Origin of the sequence: Trinickia acidisoli (genome assembly GCF_017315725.1) — a bacterium.
Taxonomy (GTDB): domain Bacteria; phylum Pseudomonadota; class Gammaproteobacteria; order Burkholderiales; family Burkholderiaceae; genus Trinickia; species Trinickia acidisoli.
The window spans coordinates 2763832-2784520 of sequence record NZ_JAFLRG010000001.1; the positions used below are offsets into that span (position 1 = coordinate 2763832).

Annotated in this window: 17 protein-coding genes; 9 read left to right on the top strand and 8 right to left on the bottom strand. The window is 64.7% G+C overall.

The window, feature by feature from the left end; all coding sequences use genetic code 11:
- Positions 1-263 precede the first annotated feature (263 nt).
- On the top strand, positions 264-1115 hold the full coding sequence (locus tag J3485_RS12545) for a LysR family transcriptional regulator (RefSeq protein WP_206952799.1): 852 nt from the start codon (positions 264-266) through the stop codon (positions 1113-1115).
- 129 nt (positions 1116-1244) lie between these two features.
- Complete coding sequence (locus J3485_RS12550; protein WP_206952801.1) at positions 1245-1949, top strand: ABC transporter ATP-binding protein; 705 nt, start codon at positions 1245-1247, stop codon at positions 1947-1949.
- Positions 1950-2237: 288 nt separating this feature from the next.
- Here J3485_RS12550 and J3485_RS12555 read toward each other — a convergent pair whose 3' ends face one another.
- Positions 2238-2951, bottom strand: coding sequence for an autoinducer binding domain-containing protein (locus J3485_RS12555; RefSeq protein WP_206952803.1), 714 nt, complete (start codon positions 2949-2951; stop codon positions 2238-2240).
- A 698-nt stretch (positions 2952-3649) separates the two neighbouring features.
- On the opposite strand from J3485_RS12555, the gene J3485_RS12560 reads away from it, so the two are divergent.
- On the top strand, positions 3650-6766 hold the full coding sequence (locus tag J3485_RS12560) for a transglycosylase domain-containing protein (RefSeq protein ID WP_206952805.1): 3117 nt from the start codon (positions 3650-3652) through the stop codon (positions 6764-6766).
- 151 nt (positions 6767-6917) lie between these two features.
- On the top strand, positions 6918-7124 hold the full coding sequence (locus J3485_RS12565) for a CsbD family protein (RefSeq protein WP_206952807.1): 207 nt from the start codon (positions 6918-6920) through the stop codon (positions 7122-7124).
- A 52-nt stretch (positions 7125-7176) separates the two neighbouring features.
- Here the strand turns inward: J3485_RS12565 and J3485_RS12570 are convergent, their stop codons facing one another.
- A complete protein-coding gene (locus J3485_RS12570) occupies positions 7177-8079 on the bottom strand; it encodes a LysR family transcriptional regulator (RefSeq protein ID WP_206952810.1) in 903 nt (300 codons plus the stop codon).
- A gap of 126 nt (positions 8080-8205) precedes the next feature.
- On the opposite strand from J3485_RS12570, the gene J3485_RS12575 reads away from it, so the two are divergent.
- The 3 genes from J3485_RS12575 to J3485_RS12585 are packed head-to-tail and all read left to right on the top strand — an operon-like array spanning position 8206 to position 12725.
- The gene (locus J3485_RS12575) at positions 8206-10329 is read left to right on the top strand and encodes a 3-hydroxyacyl-CoA dehydrogenase NAD-binding domain-containing protein (RefSeq protein WP_206952812.1); all 2124 of its coding nucleotides are present in this window, start codon (positions 8206-8208) and stop codon (positions 10327-10329) included.
- A 26-nt stretch (positions 10330-10355) separates the two neighbouring features.
- Entirely contained in the window at positions 10356-11564 is a 1209-nt protein-coding gene (locus J3485_RS12580) for an acyl-CoA dehydrogenase family protein (RefSeq protein WP_206952813.1), read from the top strand.
- Between the two features lie 12 nt (positions 11565-11576).
- Complete coding sequence (locus J3485_RS12585) at positions 11577-12725, top strand: acyl-CoA dehydrogenase family protein (protein WP_206952815.1); 1149 nt, start codon at positions 11577-11579, stop codon at positions 12723-12725.
- On the opposite strand, the gene J3485_RS12590 is transcribed toward J3485_RS12585, so the two are convergent.
- Positions 12722-13591 (bottom strand): helix-turn-helix domain-containing protein, encoded by an 870-nt coding sequence (locus J3485_RS12590; protein ID WP_242538561.1) that lies wholly within the window; start codon positions 13589-13591, stop codon positions 12722-12724. The genes J3485_RS12585 and J3485_RS12590 overlap by 4 nt on opposite strands.
- A gap of 117 nt (positions 13592-13708) precedes the next feature.
- The gene (locus J3485_RS12595) at positions 13709-14197 is read right to left on the bottom strand and encodes an Lrp/AsnC ligand binding domain-containing protein (RefSeq protein ID WP_206952820.1); all 489 of its coding nucleotides are present in this window, start codon (positions 14195-14197) and stop codon (positions 13709-13711) included.
- Positions 14198-14297: 100 nt separating this feature from the next.
- Between J3485_RS12595 and J3485_RS12600 the strand changes: the two genes are divergently transcribed.
- The gene (locus tag J3485_RS12600; protein ID WP_206952822.1) at positions 14298-15584 is read left to right on the top strand and encodes a D-amino acid dehydrogenase; all 1287 of its coding nucleotides are present in this window, start codon (positions 14298-14300) and stop codon (positions 15582-15584) included.
- A 203-nt stretch (positions 15585-15787) separates the two neighbouring features.
- Here J3485_RS12600 and J3485_RS12605 read toward each other — a convergent pair whose 3' ends face one another.
- The 4 genes from J3485_RS12605 to J3485_RS12620 form a co-directional block, all read right to left on the bottom strand.
- Complete coding sequence (locus tag J3485_RS12605; protein WP_206952823.1) at positions 15788-16723, bottom strand: electron transfer flavoprotein subunit alpha/FixB family protein; 936 nt, start codon at positions 16721-16723, stop codon at positions 15788-15790.
- 14 nt (positions 16724-16737) lie between these two features.
- Positions 16738-17499, bottom strand: a complete 762-nt coding sequence (locus J3485_RS12610; protein WP_206952825.1) for an electron transfer flavoprotein subunit beta/FixA family protein — start codon at positions 17497-17499, stop codon at positions 16738-16740.
- Between the two features lie 316 nt (positions 17500-17815).
- Entirely contained in the window at positions 17816-18469 is a 654-nt protein-coding gene (locus J3485_RS12615; RefSeq protein ID WP_206952827.1) for a methionine ABC transporter permease, read from the bottom strand.
- A complete protein-coding gene (locus tag J3485_RS12620) occupies positions 18459-19493 on the bottom strand; it encodes a methionine ABC transporter ATP-binding protein (RefSeq protein WP_206955789.1) in 1035 nt (344 codons plus the stop codon). Before J3485_RS12620 ends, J3485_RS12615 begins: the two co-directional genes overlap by 11 nt.
- A 244-nt stretch (positions 19494-19737) precedes the next feature.
- Here J3485_RS12620 and J3485_RS12625 point away from each other — a divergent pair, with 244 nt between their 5' ends.
- On the top strand, positions 19738-20649 hold the full coding sequence (locus J3485_RS12625; RefSeq protein ID WP_206952829.1) for an alpha/beta hydrolase: 912 nt from the start codon (positions 19738-19740) through the stop codon (positions 20647-20649).
- The last annotated feature ends 40 nt before the right edge of the window (positions 20650-20689 follow it).

A 20689-nucleotide genomic window follows, 5' to 3' on the forward strand; every position in this document is an offset into this window, starting at 1 on the left:
CGCGTCACCCCCTCTCCACCGGCGCTCCGCTTCGCTTCACGAACACGGCGGCAGCATTCGCCTACCAAATGTGTCAGTTACGGTTTCGCATAGGAATGGCTTAAATCCGGCACGGTCCAATGCGCTCGACGCGAGCGCATTCCAACGTCGAAGTACTCGCGCATGGACGCGCCGTCGCGCCCATCGCCACGAAGTTCCCATTTGAACCGACGCCTCGCTTCGGCTCAATTTACCTTCCCGTCACTTTCGCATGAGGTAGACGCATGGCAACGCCTCTGGTTCGACTTGCGCCGCTCGATTTGATCCGCGGCTTCGTGGCCGTCGGCCGCCGCATGAGCGTAACGCTCGCGGCGGAGGACCTTTGTCTGACGCAATCTGCCGTCAGCCGGCAAATTCACTCGCTCGAGGATGCGCTCGGCGTGTCGCTGTTTCATCGCGGCTACCGGTCGATCACATTCACGCAAGCCGGCGAGCGCCTGTTCCGCACGGCCGACGGCGTCGTGCGTCAGTTGCAGGACGTGTTCGAGGCGATCACGCGTCCTGCCGAGCGCCAACCCGTGACGGTCACCGCCAGTATCGGCGTGGCGACGCTCTGGCTATTGCCGCGGCTGCCGGAGCTGCAGCGCCGTTACCCCGCGCTCGACGTTCGCGTGGCGGCCAACGACAAGCTGCTCGACTTGCACACCGAAGGCATCGACCTCGCCATCCGCTATGCGAGCATCGCGAACCCGCCATCCGGTGCGACGCGCCTATTCGACGAAACGATCGTGCCGGTTGCGAGCCCGTCGCTCGGCGTGACCGGGGTCGATACCGAAGGCAAGCTCGTCGCGCTCGGCTCCGGAAAGGGTCGTGCGAACGGACACGCGTATTGGCTCGTGCAGGCCGACGCGGCCGCTCGGCAAGACGTGCACGACGTGGCACGGTGGATCGCCGAGCAAGCGCGCACGTCGGGGGGCGAAGCCGTTACGGTCGCCGGTCACGCCGCACGGCCCGCCACACCGCCGGAGAACGTCCTGATGATCCATTCGGCCAAGCAGCCGGAAGGGTACGCCGGGGGCGGCGCGCTTGCGGTGGAGGCAGCGGGCGCCACCGGCGAACGCGTTGCGTTGTCGTAGCGGGCGAATCGGGATTCGCCCCCTCCTATTTGTGGTAGTTGTCGCCAAGGGGCGCGGCGGGTGAAATCGACGGCGTTCGAGTGCGGTGCACAAAAGTGCGCCGCTCCCCCGTCCCGGAGGTAACACCCGATGCGAATGCCGTTGCTGCAAATCGAATCGCTCGTCGCCGGCTACGGCAAGAGCGACGTTCTCGACGACATCTCGTTCGCGCTGTTCGCGGGTAGCCTCGCCTACGTGCTCGGACCGCACGGCGCTGGCAAGACGACGCTGTTCATGGCGATCGCGGGGCTCGTGCGCCCCAAGCGTGGCGTGATCCGCCTCGACGGCGAGGACACCCGCCGCAAGCGGCCGACCGAATTGCTTGCGCGCGGCATCGCCTACGTGCCGCACAACCGCCTGCTTTTCAGCTCGCTATCGGTCCGTGACAATCTGCTTGCGGGCGTGTGGCGCGATACGGACCGGCCACGCATCGAAGCGCAGGCTGATCGCTTGGTGCAACGGTTTCCGTTTCTGAAAGCCTGCGGACATCAAAGCGCCAGCCGACTGACGAACGGCGAGCGGCAATTGCTCGCCATCGCGCGCGCCTTGATGTCGGAGCCGCGCCTGCTGTTGCTCGACGATCCGTTCGACGCCCTAGCGCCCGCCGAGGCCGAACAAGTGGCGGGACTCGGCGCCGAGTTGGCGAGTGACGGCACGGCTGTGGTAATCGCGCAACGAAACGCCACACCGGCGGCCTGCCTAGGCGAGCAGGCCTATCTGCTCGACCAAGGGCGCCTTTGCCGCTCGGAGGCGTCGGTCGCTTCGTCCTGGCCGGGGGTACCCGTGTCGTCTTGAAGGCAGTTCGCTCACGTCGCACCGCACGCGACATTGCGCTCCGGTAGGAGTGCGCCACATGCAATTCAAAGCGCATCGATAATCGATGCGCACATCCGATCATATTTCCGAAAGCCTTCTAAATTTATTATCGCGGTTGGAAATAAGTGCGAATGAGATCACCTTTCTCCGACGACAAGAAAATCGAAAAACCGCAATTCCGACTCGGTAAATTGGCGCACGGCGTATCTAAAACGGCAATTCGCTTCGCCCCGGCGAGCGCCAAAACGGCGCTCGCCATACCGGCAGTCACTGAAGCAAGCCGAGCATCGCGGCACGCACGACTGCTGCCGTCTTGTTCGTCGTCTTCAATTTCGTCACCGCATTCTTGACGTGGAAATTGACGGTATCGACCGAAATCACGAGGATCTTCGAAATTTCGCCGGAAGTCTTGCCGTCGGCGGCCCACTTGAGCACCTCCACTTCGCGATCGGTGAGCCCGCGCTCCGGATCGGCCATCAACGTCGGCATCAGCACACGCTTGAGCGACAGATGCGCAGTGCTCACGAGCCAGCGCATTTTGACTTCGTTCTCGCCGAGTTCATCCGCCGTGAGGGGACTGCTCGAACGCGCCAGCGTCAGCATACCGCCCACGCCGCAGCTATCGAACGCCGACTGCGCCCAGCCATAGCACAACCCGTGCGATCGCGCTTCGCGCCACAATTCGGGCACGCCGCTAAAGAGCGCGTCGCTCCAAACGACCGGCGACTGCGAACGACGTGCATGCTGCACGGACGGATCGATCTCGAAATAGTGCGCTTCCTGATACCGCTTTTTCCACGCTTCCGGGTAATTGCTCAGCAAGCGCGTCTTCGGCTTGGACAGCGGCCACGGCGCCCGCAAGCCATACGCGCAAAACTCGAAGCCCAAGCCCTTTGCGGCGGCCTCGATCTTGCTGAAGATCTCCATATCGGAGTTCGTGTGATTCAACTCGTGCAACAGTTCCTCGGCCCAGCTTTTCATTTATGCCTCCTTGCCGTCGCGCCAGTCACGCGAGCGACCTGCGTGATACCGAAACGGCCGCGCCCGGCGGCCGGAGCATCGACATCTCGGCATACGTCTTCCCCGGCTCGGCACGCACCGAGCCGCGGCTCTCGAATGAGACGCACGCCCAAGGCTCTTCTTTATTTCTGCGGTGTAACTTCGATTGACGACGGCGTGATTCCCGTCATTTCACAATGCGCGTTTCCGCGGGCAGCGATGCACCGACTACCTAAGCTTCACTGTGGTTTAACCGGCACGCTCGCCCGCGTGCCGATTTAAACGAACGCAATCATCGCACATTTCCGGCTCGAGAAAATCGAGGCAAAGCTCGTTTAACCGCAAATTACTTCCGACAGAGAAATTAATACCGAAACGATTATTCGACCTGTCAACATAGGCGTCATATTTACGTGCAATAGCGGTACCGATAATGCGGGCATCCCCTCGATATCGTTTCCGCGCCAACTTGGAAAACCGCGCAGGCCGTCGGAACACCGGCTGGCGTGCGCGTTGCGCTGCCAGGGAACGGGAGAACGCCGGCGTGGTCCGGCGCCCGTCACGCCGCGAAATCTTTCGTGCGGCGAAGCACACGAACCATACTGCACAGGCGTTCGGCGCATGATTAAACTAGTACGAGCGTCGTCAGCGCGGTGCGACGCCGCTAACGGAGCCTCATCATGAATCGCCCGCTCGCCCGCCTACCCTTGCGCTACATCTCAACGATGTCGCCGGGCGCGCGATGGAAATGGCTCATGCTCGCCGGGGTTGCCGCGCTCGTCGGCCTGCTCGCCTACTTCGTCTCGCTCGAGATGCAGACTTCGCGTTTGCAAGCGCGCTACTTCGCGGGTTTAGGGCGACAGGTATCGTTTTCAGTCGAAGCGGGCGCCAGCGACGACATCCGCTTCCCGTCGCCGGGCGGCCCGTACGACTGGCGCCTCGGTTATGCGCGCTTGCCCGATTTCGCGGCGCGACTGCGCGCGCGCGGCTACATCGTCACGAGCCAAGCGCGCGATTCGTCGATGATGATGTCGCTGGCCGATCGCGGCCTGTTCATACCGTACGTGGAAAAAGACCAGGCGGGGCTGCGCTTGTTCGACGAGCAGGGTACGCCGCTCTATAGCGCCCGCTACCCCGCTCTCGCCTACACCGACTTCGATTCGATTCCCCCCATCATCGTCAGTGCGCTGACGTTCATCGAAGACCGCTATTTGCTCGATCCGAGCGAACCGGATCGGAACCCGGCCATCGATTGGGGCCGATTTGCCCGGGCGCTGTCGGATCAGGCGGTGCGGCTCGTCGACCGTCATCAATCGACGCCCGGCGGCAGCACGCTCGCCACGCAAACCGAGAAATTTCGCCATTCGCCCGGCGGCCGCACCGCCACGCCCCCTGAAAAATTGCGCCAGATCGCCTCGGCATCGGTCCGCGCCTACCTTGGCGGCGAAAATACGATGGCCGTGCGTCAATCGATCGTCGTGCACTACCTGAATACGGTGCCGCTGGCGGCGCGGCCCGGCATCGGCGAGATCCAAGGCCTCGGCGACGGGCTGACGGCTTGGTACGGGTGCGACTTCGTCGACGTCAACCAACTGCTGTCGCAAATCACGGCCGAAACGGGCAACGGCCCGGCGGCGCCCGGTGTGCTCGCCAGCGAAGCGCTGGCGTTCAAGCAGGCACTCTCGTTGTTGATCGCGCAGCGCGCGCCCTCGTATTACCTCGTGCGCAATCGCCCCGCGCTCGACCGGCTCACCGACAGCTACATCCGCGTGCTCGCCGCGAACGGCGTCATCTCCGCGCCGTTGCGCGACGCGGCGCTCGAGCAATCGCTCGAGTTGCATAAGGGCGCCCCGCCGCGGCCGGCGACGTCGTTCGTCGCGCGCAAGGCCATCACGCTCGTGCGCTCGCGTCTGCAACAAGCGCTCGGCGTGGACGGCTTCTACGATCTCGACCGGCTCGACCTCACCGTGCATTCGACATTGAACGACGCCGTGGAGCGCGCCGTCGCCGAGCGGCTTGCGCAGGCCGGCACCGTCGAAGGCGCGAAGGCGGCCGGCCTTTACGGCTTCGAGATGCTGCGCCCAGGCGACGATCCGTCGAAGATTTCCTTCAGCTTCGCGCTGTTCGAGCATCGAAACGGTCAAGACGTCGTGCGCGTGCAAACGGACAGCGTGAACCAGCCGTTCGACATCAACGGGGGCGCACGGCTCAATCTCGGCTCGACCGCTAAGCTGCGCACGGTGATCACGTACCTGCAAATCGTCTCGACCTTGCATGCGCGCTATGCGTCCATGAGCGCGGCCGAACTCAAGCATGTGCGGCTCGACCCGATCGATGGGCTCTCGCGCTGGGCCGTGGACTACCTTATCCATGCAAACGATCGCTCACTGCCCGCGATGCTCGATGCGGCCGTCGAGCGCAAATATTCGGCGAGCCCGGGCGAAACGTTCTACACGGGCGGCGGCGCGCAGGCCTTCTCGAACTTCGACAAGTCCGACAACGGACGCATCCTCACCGTGCGCGATGCGTTCCAGCATTCGGTGAACCTCGTGTTCGTGCGGCTCATGCGCGACATCGTCCACTACGAGATGGTGCAGACAACCGGCTCCTCGGCGCATTGGCTCGACGACCCCGCACTGCGTCAGCGCTATCTCGAAGCGTTCGCCGATCAGGAGAGCCTCGTCTACTTGCATCGGTTCTTCGTGAGGTACCACGGCAAGACGGCCGACGAAGCGCTCGACATGCTCGTCGCCGACATGCGCAAGAGCCCGCCCAAGCTCGCCACGGCACTGCGCAGCATCGCCCCCGACGAACCTCTCCCGTGGTTCGCGCAGCGCATGCGCGCAGCCCTCAAAAACACGCCGAGCGCGTCGCTCTCCGATGACGATCTCGCCAAGCTCTATGCGAAGTACGCGATCGACAAGTTCAATCTGAACGATCGCGGCTATATCTCGGGGGTGCATCCGATCGCGTTATGGATGCTCGCCTATCTGCGCAAGCATCCGAACGCGACCGAGGACGAGCTGCGCAAAGCGAGCCGCGCCGCACGCCTCACGTCGTATGCATGGCTCTTCAAGACGCACCATCATCTGACGCAAGATCGCCGCATCCGGCACATGGTCGAATTGAAGGCCTACGACGCCATCGGCCAATCCTGGCGCGCGCTCGGTTATCCGTTCGAGACGATCACGCCTTCGTTCGCCGCCGCAATCGGCGCTTCCGGCGATCGGCCCGATGCGCTCGCGCATCTGATCGGCATCATCGCCAACGGCGGCAACACGATCCATGCGAGCAGCGTCGATACGCTCGCGTTTGCGGCCGGGACGCCGTTCGAAACGCACTTCGCCCATGCGCCGAATCCTCAGCACCAGGCCATCTCGCCCGACATCGTCGCGGTCGCGCGCAGCCTGCTGCGCGACGTCGTGCTCGGCGGCACGGGCGCGCGTCTTTCGACGGGACTACCGCTCGGCGACGGGCACGCGCTAGACGTCTACGGCAAGACCGGTACCGGCGATCAGCGCTACGACGTCTATGCACGCGGCGGACGGCTCATCGAATCGCGCAAAGTCAATCGCACGGCCGTGTTCGTGTTCGTCATCGGCAATCGCTTCTACGGCACGCTGACGGCGTACACGCACGAACCGTATGCGGCGCGCTACGACTACACGAGCGCGATGGCCGTGCAGTTGCTCAAAACGCTCGGCCCCTCGCTCGCACCGGTGCTCGAGGCGAACGACGCGCACGACCCGCAAACGCAGGCCACCGCCTCGCACACCGACGCGCAAGCCACTCCATAGCCGAATGGCGAACCCGCCTTCGACGCTGTGCATTCGAAGCGCACCGTCGCACGTCTGAATTTCGCATCCATCCCCGCGCCCTCGGGCGCGCGGGCACGCCCGTTGCGGATGGATCGTTGTCGCACGTGCGGCACACCTAAAAGGAGCTCACATGAACAAGGATCAAGTGAAGGGCGTAGCGGAAAAGGCGAAGGGTAAGGTCAATCAAGCGGTCGGAAGCGTGACGAACGATCCGGCGCGTCAAGCCAAGGGCGACCTTCAGGAAGCCGCGGGAGAAATCCGCAAGGGCTACGGCGACGCCAAGGAAGACTTGAAGGACGAGCTCAAGCACGACCGTGACGTGAAGAAGCATCACTGACCCGAAAACGCACCGTAGCAATGCGCGTCGATGCGGGGCGGACCTGGCTGGCTCAGAGGGTCCGCCCCGCTTTTCTTGCCTTCTCGAGCACGAAATCGATGAACGATGCGGCAGCGCGCGTTTGATGGCGATCGGGCATGTAAAGCAGGTACATGTGCGTGCCGAAAATGCTGAGCCGCCACGCATCGAGCGTCGTCACGACCGCCCCGCTGCGAATATCGTCTTGCACCACGTAGTCGGGCACGATGCCCACCCCCAACCCCGCCAGCACCGCTTGGCGCAAAAACAGAAAATTCTCCGAAATCAACGTGGGCTCGAGCAGGACTTCGTGCCGCTCGCCGCCAAGGTACGCCGCGACGCGCAACTGACGGCCGACGACGGTGGCCGTGATGAGCGGCGTCGTCCGTAAAGCGTCGAGTGCCGTCGGCAACCCATGCTCGTTTGCGTATTGCTTCGAGGCACAGGCGACATAGCGCACGGCCCCCATGTCGCGCGCGACGAGATTCTGCGGGGGCTCGGACATGACGCGCACGGCGATGTCGACTTCGTCCCGCAGCAAATCTTCGACGCGATTTTCAAACATGACGTCGAGCACGATGCCCGGATGCAGGCGCTTGAACTCGAGCAGCCAGTCGGCCATCACGAGCTGCCCATAGCCGCTCGGCACCGACAGCCGCACGCGCCCCAGCGGCGTGCGGCCGAGCGTCTCGACGGTCTCCTGCGCCGCTTCGAGCGCCCGCCGAATCGCGCGGCCGTGCTCGACGAGACGCAACCCCGCCTCGGTCGGCTCGACGCGCCGCGTCGTGCGCCGCACGAGTTGCAGCCCGAGCGCGCGTTCGAACTGATTGAGGTGATAACTGACGTTGGCCCGCGTCATCTTGAGCCGGCGAGCGGCTTCGCTGAGGTTGCCGGCCTCCAAGATCTCGACGAGCAGCGAGAGGGAATTCAAATCCATGGATGGGGCGGCCTGCCGCTCACTGTCAAGGAAATTTTTACAGTCTGTCAATTCATGCTTGGATTGTCAATTTCCGCTATCCCATCGACAATCGCACGATCGATCACCCTCGTTCGACGCCCATCCATGACCGCCCCGACCCACGCCTCCGTCGTCTCCCGCACCCTGCACGGCAACGTGCTCGTCGTCACCATCGATCACCCGCCCGTGAACGCCTTGAGCGTCGACGTGCGGCGCGGGCTCATCGAGGCGATCGACGCCGCCGACGCCGATGCCGCCGCGCAAGCCGTGCTGATCGTCGGTGCGGGGCGCAACTTCATCGCCGGCGCCGACATCCGCGAATTCGGCAAACCGCCATTGCTGCCCTTGCTGCCGACGGTCTGCAACCGCATCGAGGCGTGCGCCAAACCCGTCGTCGCCGCCATTCACGGCGCAGCACTCGGCGGCGGGCTCGAAGTCGCGCTCGCGGCACACTATCGGCTCGCGGTACGCGGCGCGAAACTCGGGTTACCCGAAGTCCAGCTCGGGTTGCTGCCCGGCGCTGGGGGCACGCAGCGCGCGCCGCGTCTCATCGGCGTGGCTCCCGCCCTCGACTTGATGCTCTCGGGCCGCCATGCGCGGGCCGAAGAGGCGCTCTCGCTCGGTCTCGTCGACCGCCTCGGCGCGACCGACGACGTGCTCGGCGAAGGGCTCGCCTATGCGCGCGAACTGCTCGCGGCCAAAGCCGGCGTGCGGCCGACGCGCGCCGCCAAGGCACTGGCCGATAGGGGCGCGGGCCGCGTCGCAGTGGACACCGCCCGCAAGGAAACGGCCAAGCGCGCGCGCGGACTCTTTTCGCCGATGAAGATCGTCGATGCGGTCGAGGCGGCGCTGACGCTACCGTTCGACGAAGGCCTCGTCCTCGAGCGCAAACTGTTCGTCGAATGCCTCGAGAGCCCGCAGCGCGCGGGCCTCATCCACGCGTTCTTCGCCGAACGCGAAGTCGGGAAGGCACCCGAGACGAAGGCCGCCACGCCACGCCCGATCTCGACGATCGGCATCGTCGGCGGCGGCACGATGGGCGCCGGCATCGCGGTGGCCGTGCTCGATGCGGGGCTGCCCGTCACGATGATCGAGCGCGACGACGAAGCACTCGCACGCGGGCGCGGACACGTCGAGCGCGTCTACGACGGCCTCGTGGCCAAAGGCCGCATCAAAGCCGAGGCCAAAAACGCCGCCCTCGCACGCTTCACGGGCAGCACGTCGTACGATGCGCTTGCGGGCGTCGATCTCGTCATCGAAGCGGTGTTCGAGGACATGGCCGTCAAGCAAGCCGTCTTCGCCGAACTCGACCGCGTCTGCAAGCGTGGCGCCATTCTCGCGACGAACACCTCGTATCTCGACATCGACGAAATCGCCGGCACGACGTCGCGTCCGGCCGACGTTGTCGGTCTGCACTTCTTTTCGCCGGCCAACGTCATGAAGCTGCTCGAAATCGTCGTGCCCGCCCGCGTGAGCGCAGCCGTCGTCGCCACGGCATTCGAACTCGCCAAACAGCTACGCAAGGTGCCCGTCCGTGCCGGGGTCTGCGACGGCTTCATCGGCAATCGCCTGCTTGCCGTCTATCGCATGGCCGCCGATTACCTGATGGAAGACGGCGCTTCGCCCTATCAGATCGATCGCGCCATGCGCGAGTTCGGCTATCCGATGGGCCCGTATCAAGTCGTCGATCTGGCCGGCGGCGACATCGGCTGGGCCGCACGCAAGCGACGCGCGCCGACCCGCGATCCGCGCCTGCGCTACGTCGAAATCGCCGACCGTCTCTGCGAGCGCGGCTGGTTCGGGCAGAAGACGAGCCGCGGCTTCTATCGCTACGAGCAAGGCGCGCGGACAGGCACGCCCGACCCGGAAGTCGAAGCGATCGTCGCAGCCGAACGCGTGCGTGCCGGCGTCTCGCCGCGCGGTTTCGCCGACGACGAGATCGTGCGCCGCCTCATGTGCGCCGTCGTCAACGAAGCCGCGAACATCGTGCGCGAAGGCATCGCGCTGCGTCCGCTCGACGTCGACGTCACGTTGATCTACGGCTACGGCTTTCCGCGCTACCGCGGCGGCCCGATGAAGTACGCCGACATGCTAGGGCTGCCGAACATACTGACCGAGCTCGAGCGCTTGTCGAAAGAAGACGCGTTCTTTTGGCGGCCGTCGCCGCTCATCGTCGAACTCGTCGAACGCGGGGCCGATTTTTCGAGCTTGAACGACGCGCCGGCATAAATTCGATCAGCCGCGAGGGCTAAGCGATGGACTTGAGTTTCACTGTCGAAGAAGAGGCATTTCGCAGCGAAGTACGGCGCTTTCTCGACGAAAGGCTGCCGGCTCGCACAGCGCGCAAGGTCAAGCACGGGCTACGGCTCGCGCGCGAGGACATGGCCCAATGGCATGCGCTTCTCCACGCGCGCGGCTGGCTCGCGAGCCACTGGCCGCGCGAATACGGCGGTACGGGCTGGAGTCCCGTCGAACGTTTCATCTTCGACAACGAATGCGCGCTCGCCGGCGCGCCGCGCATCGTACCGTTCGGCGTGAACATGCTCGGCCCCGTGCTGATCAAGTACGGCAACGAAGCGCAAAAGCGATGCTGGCTGCCGCGCATTCTCGATGGCTCCGACTGGTGGTGCCAGGGCTACTCCGAGCCCGGTGCGGGTTCCGACCTCGCATCGCTCGCCACACGTGCCGTACGCGCGCGCGACGCCGACGGCGAACATTACGTGGTAAACGGCCAGAAGACATGGACCACGCTCGGCCACTACGCGAACATGATGTTCTGCCTCGTGCGCACGGCTACCGACGTGCGCAAGCAAGAAGGCATCAGCTTCTTGCTGATCGACATGCGCACGCCCGGCATCGACGTACGCCCCATCGTGACGCTCGACGGCGAGCACGAAGTGAACGAAGTGTTTTTCACGAACGTGCGCGTGCCCGCCGAGAATCTCGTCGGCGAAGAGAATCGCGGCTGGACCTACGCCAAGTACCTGCTCACGTACGAGCGCACGAATATCGCGGGCGTGGGCTTCTCGGTGGCGGCCCTCGAGCGGCTCGAGCATGCGGCGGCAAAAATCATGCATCGCGGGCGGCCGCTCGCCGAAGATGCGCTTTTCGCAGCCCGCCTGGCGCGCGTCTCCATCGACCTGGACAACATGAAGACGACGAACCTGCGCACGATCGCGGCTGCCGCGGGCGGCGGCGCGCCCGGTGCGCAAAGCTCGATGCTGAAAGTGCGCGGCACGCAGATTCGCCAGGAAATCGCGGCGTTGATGCGGCGTGCATTGGGCCCTTACGCGCAGCCGTTCGTCGACGAAGCATTCGACGAGGGCTACGAGGGCGCGCCGCTCGGCCCATTCGATGCGCCCGATGCCGCCAAAAGCGACTTCAACAACTACAAGCTCTCGATCTTCGGCGGATCGAACGAGATTCAAAAGAACATCATCGCGAAAGCGATCCTTGAACTCTGAGAGGGCTCGACGATGAACTTCGAGTTGACCGATGAGCAGCGCATGCTCGGGGACACGCTCGCGCGCTTTGTCGCCGAGCAGTATGGCTTCGCCGCGCGCGAGCGCATCGCGCGCTCGCCTGAAGGCTTCGATCGCGCGACATGGCGGCGCTTCGGCGAACTCGGTGCGATCGGGGCACTGTTCGCGCCCGAGCACGGCGGCTTCGGCGGCACGGGCGACGACATCGCCGTCGTGTTCGAGCACTTGGGGCGAGCTCTCGTGGTCGAGCCGTTCTTGGGCGCACTCGTCGCCGGGCGCGCGATCGCGCTGGCGGGCAACGCGGTGCAACGCGCATGGCTGGCACGGCTCATCGACGGCGACGCCGTGCTGGCATTTGCGCACGGCGAGCCCGACTCGCGCGACGAGCTGGCCCGTATCGCGACAACGGCGACACGAACCGACGACGGCTGGCGCTTGAATGGAACGAAAGCGGTCGTGCTTTGCGGCGAGGGGGCCGACGGCTTCGTCGTCTCGGCACGCACGAGCGGACCGGTCGACATGGAGGACGGCATTTCATTGTTCTGGGTGCGGCGCGACACGCCGGGGCTTGCGCTGCGCGGCTATGCGCTGATCGACGGCGGCCGTGGCGCAGAACTCTTCCTACGCGAATCGACACTGCCTGCCGATGCGCTGCTCGGCCCGCAAGACAAAGGGTACGGCGTACTCGAAGCAGCGCTCGGCTGTGGCGTGCTGGCGCTCTCGGCCGAAGCGTTGGGGGCGATGGAAACGGCATTCGCCGCGACGCTCGAGTATCTGCGCACGCGCCGTCAATTCGGCGTGCCGATCGGCAGCTTTCAGGCGTTGCAGCACCGCATGGCCGATCTTGCGATCGACCTCGAACAAGCGCGCTCTGCGGTCATCAATGCAGCAGCCGCGCTTGCCGCGCCGCGCCTTGCACGCGAGCGCGCGCTATCGGCGGCCAAGTACACGATCGGACAAGTGGGCTCACGGCTCGCCCGCGAAGCCGTGCAGTTGCACGGGGGCATCGGCATGACGTGGGAACTCCCGCTCGCACACTATGCGAAGCGACTCGTCATGATCGATCATCAACTCGGCGATGAGGATCATCATTTGGTGCGGTACATCTCGCTTGGCCGTGCTCCGGGTACCGAGAGCGCCTAGCCTGCGTTGCTCGCCGTCGACGCTTGCGGCTGGCTTGCGTGATAGGCGCGCAAAGCATCGCCCGTGGCCGCATCAGCCGGGAAAAACGCCTCGATCGCGAGTTCCGACAACGTCACATCGACGGGCGACCCGAATACCGTTGTCGTACTGAAGAACGACAACATACCGATGTCGGTGCGCAGACGAAACGGCACGACCACGTCCGCGAGCGGCGCCGGCTCGCGGCTGGGTTCTAGATTGGCGCCGGGCGGCGCCGGATAGGCGGCGAGCTCCTCGAGGAGCACCGCGAGCGCCGCATCGCCGCTCGCTTGCGCCTGCCGCTCGACACGTTGCAATGCATGCGCGCGCCAACCGGCCCAATCGACGATGTGCGGCGCGAGCCCATCGGGGTGCAGCGACAAGCGCAGTACGTTGACGGGCGGCTCGAGCAACCGGGGATCGGCACGCGCGATGAGCGGCGCGAGTGCGCCATTGGCGGCCATCATCGTCCAGTGTCGGTCGATCGCAAGCGCCGGATAGGGCTCATGCCCTCGCAAGACAAGCCGAACCGCCTCGCGTACCGCATCGAGCTGCGGATCGGTCAGCGCGCGCTCGCCATAGAGCGGCGCGAAGCCCGCGGCGGCGAGCAGTGCATTACGCGCGCGCAGCGGAACATCGAGTTGTTCGGCCAGATGCATGAGCATCTCTCGGCTCGGCTGCGCGCGGCCCGATTCGACGAAGCTCAGATGGCGTGTCGAAATCTGCGCCTCGGTGGCAAGCACGAGCTGGCTCATGCGGCGGCGCTGGCGCCATTCACGCAGCAAATCGCCGACTGGGCGATTCGAACGTTGGGAGACGGCGCGCGAAGAGATGAGGGTCGAGTTCATGACGGCGATCATAGCGAAGTGCGGGGCCGTTTCCATTACCTGTTGCGTAATCGACGGGCGTCGTGCTTTGGCGGAAGCTTCGGTCCAGGCGCCAAGCGATTCGGATGAAAGCAGGCTTCAATCGCCCACGGCGATCGTCAGCATCTCCTTGATCTCCTCCATGACGACATAGCTCTTGGACTGCACCGCCCCCGGCAGTTGCAGCAGGATGTCGCCGAGCAGTTTGCGGTAATCGGCCATCTCGCCGATACGCGCCTTGATGAGATAGTCGAAATCGCCGGAGACGAGATGGCATTCGAGTACCTCGGGAATCTTCTGCACCTCGCGCCGGAACTGATCGAACATATTGCCGCTCTTGTTGCCGAGCGTGATCTCGACGAACACGAGTAGCGCGGCGCCGAGCTGCGCCGGGTCGACGCGCGCGTAGTAGCCCAGGATCACCTGATCCCGCTCCATCCGCTTGACGCGCTCGATGCAGGGCGTGACGGTCAGCCCGACCCGCTCGGCGAGATCCTTCATGGCGATGCGACCGTCTTCCTGCAACACCTTGAGTATCTTGCGATCGAGCTTGTCGAGCTTGCGGATCGGCTGGCGTTCTATTCTCATAGTGTTTCAACCAAAAAACTGAAAAATACAGAAACAAAAACTGCTTTTGTCGCAATAGTATAGCGGCATCAACTGGCTTGATCGGTATTTGGGAGCAACTATGCGAGTCGTCGTTCTGGGCAGTGGCGTTGTCGGCGTAACGAGTGCGTATTACTTGGCGCGCGCCGGTCACGCGGTGACGGTGGTCGATCGCGAAACCGCTCCGGCACTCGAAACGAGCTTCGCGAACGCCGGTCAGATCTCGCCCGGCTACGCGGCGCCGTGGGCTGCTCCCGGCGTACCGATCAAAGCAGTGAAGTGGATGTTCCAGAAGCACGCGCCTCTCGCAATCCGTCTGGACGGCACGCAGTTCCAATTGCGCTGGATGTGGCAGATGCTGCAAAACTGCACCGCCGAGCGCTATGCCGTCAATAAAGGCCGGATGGTGCGCCTCGCCGAATACAGTCGCGACTGTTTGCAGGCGTTGCGCGCCGATACCGGCATTCAATACGAAGGCCGCACGGGCGGTACGCTGCAGGTGTTTCGCACGCAGCAGCAGCTCGACGGCGCACAAAAAGACATCGCCGTGCTGAAGGACGCCAACGTGCCGTACGAGCTCTTGAGCCCCACCGAGCTCGCGCGCGCCGAACCGGCGCTCGCCGCCGTCTCGCACAAGCTGACGGGCGGGCTGCGTCTGCCCGGCGACGAAACGGGCGATTGCCAATTGTTCACGACGCGCTTGGCCGCGCTCGCCGAATCGCTCGGCGTGAAGTTCCGCTTCGGTATGTCGATCGACGCGCTGGAAATGGCCGGCAGCCGTATCGCAGGCGTGCGCTGCGGCGGCGAAACGCTGCGGGCAGATGCTTATGTCGTCGCGCTCGGTTCGTACTCGACCCCATTGCTGTCGGGCATCGCGAAAATCCCCGTCTACCCGCTCAAGGGCTATTCGATCACGGCACCGATCGTCGATGCAGCCAAGGCGCCCGTATCGACGGTGCTCGACGAAACGTACAAGATCGCGATCACGCGCTTCGACGATCGCATCCGCGTGGGCGGCATGGCCGAAATCGTCGGCTTCGACAAGAAGCTGCGCGAGGCTCGCCGCGACACGCTCGAAATGTGCGTCAACGATTTGTTCCCCGGCGGCGGCGATACGTCGCAAGCGTCGTTCTGGACGGGCCTGCGCCCGATGACACCCGACGGCACGCCGGTGGTCGGCCGCACGCCGGTGTCGAATCTATTCCTCAATACGGGACACGGCACGCTCGGTTGGACCATGTCCTGTGGTTCGGGCCAGTTGCTCGCCGACCTCATCTCGGGCCGCCGGCCGGCCATCCAAGCGGACGACCTCTCCGTTCATCGCTATCTTGGCGAGTTCGGCAGGACCCCGCAACCCGCTTACGCGTAACGGCTCGCGCATACCCCCAGTAGCCGGAAGCAGGAAGAACGGCGCCCTAACCGGGCGCCGTTCGTTTTGGTGTCGAGTCATCGAGCGGCTTGCTCGATTCCGGGCGTCGACCTCGAAATAACGCGTGGCGAGAGATGAACAAGGGGCGCCGCGCGCCCCTTGCTTTTACCGGCAGGCGCCTACTTGCGCGGCGCTGCTCGTGCTTAGCCCAGTGCGTTCACGAGTTCAGGCACGAGCGTGAACAAGTCACCGACGAGGCCATAATCGGCCACGCTGAAGATCGGTGCTTCGGGATCCTTGTTGATCGCCACGATCACCTTCGAATCCTTCATCCCGGCCAAGTGCTGAATCGCACCCGAGATGCCGACCGCCACGTACAGTTGCGGCGCGACGATCTTGCCCGTCTGTCCCACTTGATAATCGTTCGGCACGTAGCCCGCGTCCACGGCCGCGCGCGAAGCGCCCAGCGCCGCGTTAAGCTTGTCCGCCAACGGCTCGAGCACCTTGGTGTAGTTCTCGCCGCTGCCCAGGCCGCGACCGCCCGACACGATGACGTTCGCGCTCGTCAATTCGGGACGATCGAGCTTCGTCACTTCGCGGCTCACGAACTGCGACACGCCGCGGTCAAGCGCCGCTTCGATCTTCTCAACCGCGGCGCTACCGCCTTCCGCCGCCACCGCGTCGAAGCCCGTCGCGCGCACCGTGATCACCTTGATCGCATCGCCCGATTGCACCGTGGCGATCGCGTTGCCCGCGTAGATCGGACGCTCGAACGTATCGGCCGACACGACGGCCGTGATCTCGCTGATCTGCGCGACGTCGAGCTTCGCGGCCACGCGCGGCGCCACGTTCTTGCCGTAGGCCGTGGCCGGCGCAAGGATATGTGAGTAGTCCTTGGCAATTTGCAGGACCGTTGCTTCGACGTTCTCGGCAAGACCCGCGGCCAGTTGCGGCGCATCGGCCAGCAGTACCTTCGTCACGCCAGCAATCTTCGCCGCCGCATCGGCCGCGCTCTGCGCGTTGTGGCCCGCCACCAGCACGTGAATGTCGCCACCGATCTTCTGCGCAGCGGCAACGGTGTTCAGCGTCGCGCCCTTGATCGACGCGTTGTCATGTTCGGCAATAACCAGAATCGTCATTTCTCTTGCTCCCCTCACAACACCTTGGCTTCGGTCTTCAGCTTCTCGACCAGCGTCTGCACGTCCGGCACCATCACCCCGGCACTGCGCTTGGGCGGCTCGGCCACCTTCAGCGTCTTCAAGCGCGGCGCAACGTCCACGCCGAGGTCTTCGGGCTTGAGCGTCTCCAGCGGCTTCTTCTTCGCCTTCATGATGTTGGGCAGCGTCACGTAGCGCGGCTCATTCAAGCGAAGGTCCGTCGTCACCACCGCCGGCAGCGTCAACGTGAGCGTTTCCGCGCCACCGTCCACTTCGCGTGCGACCGTGGCCCGCTTTTGTCCACCCTCGTCGGCAATCGTCACCTTCGAGGCGAACGTCGCCTGCGGCAAGTTCGCCAGCGCGGCGAGCATTTGACCCGTTTGGTTCGAGTCGTCGTCGATCGCCTGCTTGCCCAGGATCACGAGTTGCGGCTGCTCTTTATCCACCAGCGCCTTCAGCAACTTCGCCACCGCCAGCGGCTGCAGATCTTCGTTCGACTCGATCAGGATCGCGCGGTCCGCGCCGATCGCCAGCGCCGTGCGCAGCGTCTCCTGCGATTGCGCCACACCGGCCGACACCGCGATGACCTCGGTGGCCACGCCCGCTTCCTTCAGGCGCACCGCCTCTTCCACGGCGATCTCGTCGAACGGATTCATCGACATCTTCACATTCGCAATGTCGACCCCCGTGCCGTCCGACTTCACTCGGACTTTGACGTTGTAGTCGACCACGCGCTTGACAGGCACCAAAATTTTCATGCACACGCTCCAAAGTTACGAATACGTCAACCCAGCGGCCATTATAGCGACAGCGCATGCTGCGACCGCACTCACCAAAGGTTCGGCAAAGCCCCTATGGGCAAAATCGGCCGGCCCATGTGGGGCTAGCCCGCGCCGGGTTGGCCACGTTTAGCCCGCGCAGCAACACCGAATCGGCCGCCGAAACGTCAAGCCCCGGCTGACACGGATGCCCCTCGGTGGCGCGCTTTAGAATAACGAACGATCGTTTTATTTTAATGAGAAAGCAGCCCGGGCGCCAAGCCCGGGTTTCGACCCACGCCTCTAACGCACGTGTTCATCGGTGGCTCAAGCGGCGCACGAGCCAGTCCCCGAACGATTGCACGAGTTGCACGAAGACGATGAGGATGACGACGACCGCCACCATCACCTCGGGCAAAAACCGCTGGTAGCCATAGCGAATGCCGAGATCGCCCAGGCCGCCGCCGCCGATCGCGCCGGCCATCGCCGAGTAGCCGACGAGCGAAACGAACGTGATCGTGAGACCGGCGACGATGCCCGGCAACGCTTCGGGCAGCAAAACCTTGAAGACGATTTGGCGCGTCGTCGCACCGAGCGCTTCGGCGGTCTCGATGAGCCCGCGATCGACCTCACGCAGCGCCGTTTCGACGAGCCGCCCGATGAACGGCGCGGCGGCGATCGTCAGCGGCACGACGGCGGCAGCGGTGCCGATCGACGTCCCGACGATCAAGCGCGTCAGCGGAATGACGGCGACGAGCAGGATGATGAACGGCGTCGAGCGCACGGCATTGACGGTGAAGCCCATCACGCGGTTCGCGGATACGCTTTGCAGCACGCCGCCGCGGTCGGTCAGAAACAGCAGCACGCCGAGCGGCAAGCCGACGAGCGCGCCGACGGCGCCCGAGATGCCGACCATGACGAGCGTTTCCCAAAACGACTGAACGAACATCGAAGACATTTCACTGAACATGCGACAGTTCCTCGACGACGACGCCCTGCTCGCGCAGAAAGCCCAGAGCGGCGGCCAACTGCTGCGGCTCGCCGTCGGCGAGCACGGCGAGCGAGCCGAACGCGTGGCCTTGAATCTCGTCGACCTGGCCGTGCAGGATATTGAAATCGAGCGCGTAACGTCGGATGGTCTCCGACAGAATCGGCCGATCCACCCCGCCACCCGCGAACGCGAACCGCAGAAGCTGCCCTTCCCCTGCCTCGATTTGCGCCGCAACGCGCGCTTTGACTGCGCTCGGCAGTTCGTGCGCGATGACGTCGCCGAGCAGCGCGCGTGTGACCGCATGACGCGGCTTGAGAAAGACCTCGACGACATTGCCCTCTTCCACGACGCGCCCCGCATCGAGCACGGCCACACGGTCGCACACGTCCTTGATGACTTCCATCTGGTGCGTGATGAGGACGATCGTGAGGCCGAGTTCGCGATTGATGCGCTTGAGCAGCTCGAGGATCGAGCGCGTCGTTTCCGGGTCGAGCGCCGAGGTGGCCTCGTCCGAGAGCAGCACTTTCGGCCGGCTCGCCAGTGCGCGGGCGATGCCGACGCGCTGCTTCTGCCCGCCGCTGATGCGTGCGGGGTAGCGGTCCTTGAGCGCGGTCAGGCCGACGAGTTCGAGCAGCGGCAACACCGCGGCCTCGATCTCGGCGCGCTTCATGCCCGCGAGCTCGAGTGGCAGCGCGACATTCTCGAACACCGTACGCGAGCTGAGCAGATTGAAGTGCTGGAAGATCATGCCGATTTCGCGGCGCGCCTCGCGCAACGCTTGCGTCGGCAAGCTGTTCAGGCGCTTGCCGTCGACGACCACCTCGCCGGCACTGGGCCGCGTGAGCAGGTTGATCGTGCGCACGAGCGTACTCTTGCCCGCGCCGCTACGGCCGATGATGCCGAAAATCTGGCCCGCCGGAATCGTGAGATTGATATCGTGCAACGCGTCGATCCAACCGTTCGGGCCGGCAAAGCGCTGCGAGATTTGACGTAGTTCGATCATGAAGAAGCCGGAACGGCGAAGTTCGCCCGGCTGCGCGGCGCGCACCGGATCGTCGGCCGCCGTAGCGGGATACGGAAAGCGGCGACGGACGATTTTATCGCGCGGCACAAATAGGTTTTAATAATTAATCGCCACGTCTTAATTACATTTTGAAATTAGAGGAGCACACCGCGTCCGCCCCGCCGTAGCGACGCGTGCAGGCAGCTATGATCCTGCGCAAACAACGCGTAAAGGGAGACGAGCGATGTCGGCGACTGCGTCACAAAACACCTCCGTGGCAGCGGCAACGAACGCACATACTCGTGCGGCACCGACGCCTGCCGGGACGGTTCGCACGGCCGACGGCTATGAACTCGTGCTGTACCGCTGGCCTTGCCCCACCCCGGCACGTGCGACGGTCGCGCTGCTGCACGGATTGGCCGAGCATGCGGGCCGCTACGCGGCGCTCGCCGAACGGCTTACCGCGGCAGGCATCGAACTCATCGCCGTCGACTTGCGCGGCCATGGGCGTTCGCCCGGCGAGCGCACTTGGGTCGCACGTTTCGATGAATATCTCGACGATGCGTGTGCCTTGCTGGAAGCCGCGGCGCGTCCCGGAACGCCGCTTTTCTTGATGGGGCACAGCATGGGCGGCACGATCGCGGCACTGTTTGCGATCGAGCGGCTCGATGCGTTCGCGGGCGCGGCGCACCCCCTAGCGGGTCTCATCCTCTCGAGCCCCGCACTCGCGCCGGGCAAGGACGTGCCGCGCTGGATGCTGGTGGCAAGCCGCGTCGTCAGCCGCCTATGGCCGCGCTACAAGGCGATGAAGATCGAGCCGGCGTTGCTGTCGCGCGACTCTCGCGCGGTCGAGGCCAACCGCGCCGATCCGCTCGTGCACCATGCGGCCGTCCCGGCGCGCACGGGCGCCGAGCTTCTCGTCGCGATGGCGCGCATCGAACGAGGCCGCGCCGCGTTGCATCTGCCGATGCTCGTCTATCACGGCACGGCCGACAAGTTGACCGAGCCCGACGGCAGCCGGACGTTCGCCGCGCACGTCGGCTCGCCCGATCGCACGCTGACGCTGTACGACGACGCCTATCACGAGACGATGAACGATTTCGATCGCGACCGCGTCATCGATGCGTTGGTCCACTGGATTCTGGCGCATGTCTGACGTCTTAGCGATGCCGGTGCACGGGCCGGTATCGCTGGCC